A 4,382-nucleotide genomic window follows, 5' to 3' on the forward strand; every position below is an offset into this window, starting at 1 on the left:
GCCCACCTCACGGGCCGGCGCTCAGCCGGCCGGGGTGAACCGCACCGGCAGGGACTCCGGCCCCCGCGTGAAGACGCCACGCTCCACCGGGGTGAAGCCGTCCGCCAGGCGCAGGTCCGGCATCGCGTCCAGGAGTTGACCGACGCCCGTCTCGACCTCGGCCTTGGCGAGCAGCGCGCCGACGCAGAAGTGCCGGCCCAGAGCGAAGGCCAGGTGGTCGGCGGCGGCCGAGAAGGCGGTGGTGCTGGTGAGATCCGTACGGAAGAGATCGAAGCGGTCCGGGTCGCGGTAACGGGTGTCGTCGCGGCCCGCGGAGCCGATGAGGCAGGTGACCGTCGCCCCCGCCGGTACCGTGCCGCCGCTGAGCTCCACCTCCCGCGCCGTCTGGCGCATGATCATGTGGACGGGCGGGGTGTGGCGCAGCGTCTCGGCGAAGGCCCGGTCGATCAGCGAGCGGTCCTCGCGGACGGCGGCGAGCTGGTCGGGGTGGGCGAGAAGGTTGGCGAAGACCGAGGCGATGGCCTTGTCGGTGGTCTCGCCGCCGGCCGCGAGCAGCAGGCTGCAGAACGCCTTGATGTCCTCGTCGCTCATGCGCACCCCGTCGACCTCCGCCGTGCAGAGCGCGGAGAGCAGGTCGTCGCCCGGTTCCTCCCTGCGCCGCTGGATGACCGGGATCATGTACGCGGCGAATTCCTGCCGGGTCCGCTCGCCCGCCGCTGCGACCTCCGGGTCGCCCGCGAGGTTGCCGAGGAAGGCGATGACGGAGGTGTACCAGCCGTGGAAGCGGTCGTGGTCCGCCCGGTCGAGGCCGAGCATGTCGGCGATGACCAGGACCGGGAAGCGGGTGGCGAAGTCGGTGACGAGATCGGCTTCACCGGTGTGCCGGAAGGCGTCGATCAGTTCGCGGGCGTTGCGCTCGATGACCGGGAGGAACTTCTCCTGGAGGTCCGAGCCCCGGAACGCGGGGGCGACCAGTGCCCGCCGGACGGCGTGGTCACGGCCGCCGAGCTGGAGAATGGTCCGGCCGTGGACGGGTTCGAGCTGCCAGTCGTAGTTCTCGGTGGTGAACTCCTGGGCCCTGTCCCGGAAGACCCGCTCGACGTCCTCGTACCGGGAGACGAGATAGCTGCCGGTCGCCTCGTGCCGGATCAGCGGGGCCTGTTCGCGCATGATCCGGTAGGCCCCGTAGGGGTCGGCGGCGAAGGCGGGCGAGAGAATGTCCGGCAGTGACGACGCGGGCGATGCGTGCGGCTCGCGCGGGGCAGCGTTCATGGAATGCTCCTCGGTCGTGGACGGACGGTCATCGGCGTCCAGGCTATTGACCGATCACCCGCTCCCGGCACCCTTGGGGAAGACCCGATGACCACCACCGCCTCCGGCACCCGGCGCCCGTCCGTCCTCTTCGTCACCGATCTGGCGTACGAGGCGCGCGGCCGGCGCTACTGCGACGAGGACATCTTCCTCACCTCGCGTCTCCGCGCCCGCTTCGACCTCGCGCTCTGCCACCCCCGGGACGCGGCGGCGCTGCTGGACCGCTTCGACGGTGTGGTGGTGCGCAACAGCGGCCCGGTGCTGCACTACCCCGAGGCGTACGAGGCGTTCCGGCGGCGGGCGCTGGAGCTGGGGATACCGGTCTACAACGCGCTGGACGGCAGCGGTGACATGGCGGGCAAGCAGTACCTCGTGGACATGGACCGGGCCGGGCTGCCGGTGATCCCGACCGTGGACCGCGCCGCCGATCTGGGGCTGCTGCCCGAGGCGGAGTCGTACGCCGTGAAGCCGAAGCTGGGCGCGGACTCGGAGGGGCTGCGCTTCGTGTCCCGGCCCGAGCTGGACCCTGCCGACGACGGCACCCTGCTGGTGCAGCCGCGGATCGACTTCCTGCACGAGGTCTCCTTCTACTTCGTGGACCACGACTTCCAGTACGCGCTGTACGCCCCCGCCCCGGAGCGGCGCTGGGTGCTGGAGCCGTGGCGGGCGAGCGCTGCGGACCTGGAATTCGCCCGTACGTTCGTGGAGTGGAACACCCTCAGTCACGGCATCCAGCGCGTGGACGCCTGCCGGACGGCGGAGGGCGGGCTTCTTCTGGTCGAGCTGGAGGACCTCAACCCCTTCCTCTCGCTCGACCGGGTGTCCGAGGAGGTGCGGGACGGCTTCGTGAGCCGGATGGCCGAGTCGGTGGCGGCGATCCTGGCTTGACTCGTCCGGCTCCGCCCGGCATGCGGGCGAACGGGGCCGGTGTGAGGGTGCGAGGGTGACCACAGCCAGCAGCGAGACCGCTCCCGTGGCGCCGAGCGCCGCCGCACCGCCGCCCGTCCTCGATCCTCGCCGCCGCAACATCGTCTTCGCGACGATCGTGCTCGGAATCCTCCTCGCGGCGCTGGACCAGACGATCGTGGGTACGGCGCTTCCGACGATCGTGTCGGACCTCGGCGGTGCGGCGCACATGTCCTGGGTGGTCACCGCCTACCTGCTCGCCGAGACCGTCGCCACGGTACTGGTCGGCAAGTTCGGTGACCTGTTCGGGCGCAAACTCGTCTTCCAGGTCTCGGCGATCGTCTTCATCACCGGCTCGTTCCTCTGCGGCCTCGCCTCCAACATGCTGCTGTTGATCATCTGGCGCGGCGTCCAGGGGATCGGCGCGGGCGGGCTGATGGTGACCTCGATGGCGCTGATCGCCGATGTGATCCCGTTGCGCGAACGCGGCAAGTACCAGGGTGCGATCGGGGCCGTGTTCGGAGTGTCGACCGTCGTCGGCCCCCTGCTCGGCGGGGTGTTCACCGACCATCTGACCTGGCGCTGGGCGTTCTACGTCAACGTGCCGATCGCGATCGTGGTGGTCATCGCGGCGGCCCGGAACATCCCGTCCGTACGGGCCGTCGGCAAGCCGGTCATCGACTACCTGGGCATCGCCCTGGTGGCGGTGGGGGCCAGCGCCCTGATCCTCGGGACGAGCTGGGGCGGGAACGAGTACGCCTGGGGCTCCCCCATGATCATCGGCCTCTTCGTCGGCGGCCTCGTGGCGCTCGCCCTGTTCGTGCGGGTGGAGAGCCGGGCCAAGGAGCCGATGCTGCCGATGCGGCTGTTCCGCAACCCCGTCTTCACGGTCTGCGCGATCCTGAGCTTCATCGTCGGCTTCGCGATGCTCGGGGCCATGACCTTCCTGCCCACGTACCTCCAGTACGTGGACGCGAACTCGGCGACGATCTCCGGCGTGCGGACGCTCCCGATGGTCGTCGGTCTCCTGATCGCCTCGATCTTCAGCGGCAACACCGTCAGCAAGACGGGTCGGTACCGGATCTTCCCCATCGTGGGCTCGCTGGTGATGGCGGCCGGGCTGTACCTGATGTCCCTGATGGGCCCGGACAGCGGGGTGTTCCTGGAGTCGGTGTACATGTTCGTGCTCGGCCTCGGCATCGGGCTGTCCATGCAGGTGCTGACGATCGCCGTGCAGAACACCGTGGACTACTCGGACCTGGGTACGGCCACCTCGGGCGTGACCTTCTTCCGTACCCTCGGCAGCTCCTTCGGCACGGCGGTCTTCGGCACCATCTACGCCAACTCACTCGGCCCGAACCTCCAGCAGGGGGTGGCCGAGGCGGCGAGGGCGGGCGGTGATCCGGCGACGCTGAACGCGGCCTCGCAGAACCCGCTGAGCCTGCACGCCCTGCCCGACGCGCAGTCCGCGCCTCTCGCGCAGGCCTACGCGGACACCATCCACACCGTCTTCCTCTGGACGGTACCGGTGGCGCTGATCGGGTTCGTGGTGGCGCTGTTCCTGAAGGAGGTCAAGCTGCGGGACTCGGCGCGGGCCGGTTCGACCGACATGGGCGAGGGCTTCGCCCAGCCCATGAGCGGGAACCCGGACCGGGTCCTGGAGTTCTCGGTGGCCAAGATCCTCCACGGCGCCCGCCCGGACACGGCACGGCGGATCGTCGACGCGTCCGACACCCGGCTGGACATGGCGGGCGCCTGGGCCGTCATGCAGGTCGACCTGTTCACGCGGATGGTCGGGCACGCCGGTCTCGGGCTGATCGCGACCCGCCACCGGCTGCCTCCGGAGGTCCTGGTCCCGGTCTTCGACCGGATGATCGACGAGGGCTATCTGACCGGCGACGGACGCATCTTCCAGCACACCGCGGCGGGCCGCCGGGAGGCGGCCACGATCACCTCCGCCTGGGCCAGGTGGCTCAACGAACGGCTGGCGGAGGACGGCGCCCGGCCCGACGACCGGCAGCTGAGGGCGGCGGTCGACGTCATCGCCAAGCAGTTGCTCGCGGAGGACCTGGCGGCGGAACTCGCCCCGGCCCGCCGCAGCGACGCCCCCACCCCGGTGGGCGCGAGGGTCTGAGCCCGACCCGGCGGCGGCCCCCTCCCGGTCC

At 70.7% G+C, this 4,382-nt stretch carries 3 protein-coding genes; 2 read left to right on the forward strand and 1 reads right to left on the reverse strand.

Annotated features, from left to right (window positions below; genetic code table 11):
- Positions 1-21: 21 nt before the first annotated feature.
- The gene (locus ACFWEP_RS32270) at positions 22-1,272 is read right to left on the reverse strand and encodes a cytochrome P450 (RefSeq protein ID WP_387375486.1); all 1,251 of its coding nucleotides are present in this window, start codon (positions 1,270-1,272) and stop codon (positions 22-24) included.
- 87 nt (positions 1,273-1,359) lie between these two features.
- On the opposite strand from ACFWEP_RS32270, the gene ACFWEP_RS32275 reads away from it, so the two are divergent.
- Complete coding sequence (locus tag ACFWEP_RS32275; RefSeq protein WP_387375489.1) at positions 1,360-2,199, forward strand: hypothetical protein; 840 nt, start codon at positions 1,360-1,362, stop codon at positions 2,197-2,199.
- Between the two features lie 55 nt (positions 2,200-2,254).
- The gene (locus ACFWEP_RS32280; protein ID WP_387375491.1) at positions 2,255-4,351 is read left to right on the forward strand and encodes an MDR family MFS transporter; all 2,097 of its coding nucleotides are present in this window, start codon (positions 2,255-2,257) and stop codon (positions 4,349-4,351) included.
- Positions 4,352-4,382 lie beyond the last annotated feature (31 nt).

This window comes from Streptomyces sp. NPDC060198 (assembly GCF_042728415.1).
GTDB lineage: Bacteria > Actinomycetota > Actinomycetes > Streptomycetales > Streptomycetaceae > Streptomyces.